Source organism: Mesorhizobium sp. M7A.F.Ca.US.007.01.2.1 (assembly GCF_003998165.1).
GTDB lineage: Bacteria > Pseudomonadota > Alphaproteobacteria > Rhizobiales > Rhizobiaceae > Mesorhizobium > Mesorhizobium ciceri.
Window position 1 is genome coordinate 1 of the sequence record NZ_RZQP01000514.1, and the last position, 690, is coordinate 690.

Below are 690 nucleotides of genomic sequence, written 5' to 3' on the forward strand. Positions count from 1 at the left end.
CCAGCGATAGCCCTGGCCGGCGATCAGCTCGAAGTCCTTCTGATTGACCGCATAGGTGGAATCGGCCGAACCGATAATCAATTCCGGCAGGTTCTTGCTGGCACGCGACGGTTTTGACGTCGCATCGTCGGCGTTTGCTACGATCGGAGCAAGGACAAATCCGGCGAGCGCGGCGAAGAAAAACCTACGGCAAAGTTTCATGTCTTGAGCCTCCCGATGATCAATGTCTGCTATTTGGGCGAAATGACCACACCCCAGGGCTGCTGGCCCACAGTGAGCGATTGGACCGGCTCGTCGGTGGCCGTGTCGATGAAGGTGATATCGTTGGAATTGCCATTCGTAGTGATCAGCGTTTTCTGGTCGGGCGTGAAGGCCAGATGCCAGACGCGCTGGCCGACGAGGATGTATTTTTCCACCTCATAAGTGTCGGTATTGATCACCGCGACATGGTTCGCCGGGCCGAGCGCGACATAGGCTTTCTTGCCATCGGCGCTGATGGCGATGCCTACCGGCTGGATGGTTTCGGCCCGCAGTCCCTGAATCGCGAACTGGATCTTCTTCACCACTTCGCGTTTGGCGTTGTCGATGACGCTGACGGTGCCGCCGACCTCGGCGCTGACCCAGACCTGCGAGCCGTCGGGCTTGAATTCGGCGAAGCGAGGACGCGTGTCGACCAGCACATTGTCCGTC

At 58.8% G+C, this 690-nt stretch carries 1 protein-coding gene and 1 pseudogene; both read right to left on the bottom strand.

Annotated elements, in window-relative coordinates:
* Window positions 1-201: pseudogene (locus EN949_RS35540) on the bottom strand (hypothetical protein); the annotation flags it as partial.
* A 29-nt stretch (window positions 202-230) separates the two neighbouring features.
* Window positions 231-690 (bottom strand): beta-propeller fold lactonase family protein (locus EN949_RS35545; RefSeq protein WP_164782690.1); only part of this gene is annotated, 460 nt, incomplete at its 5' end.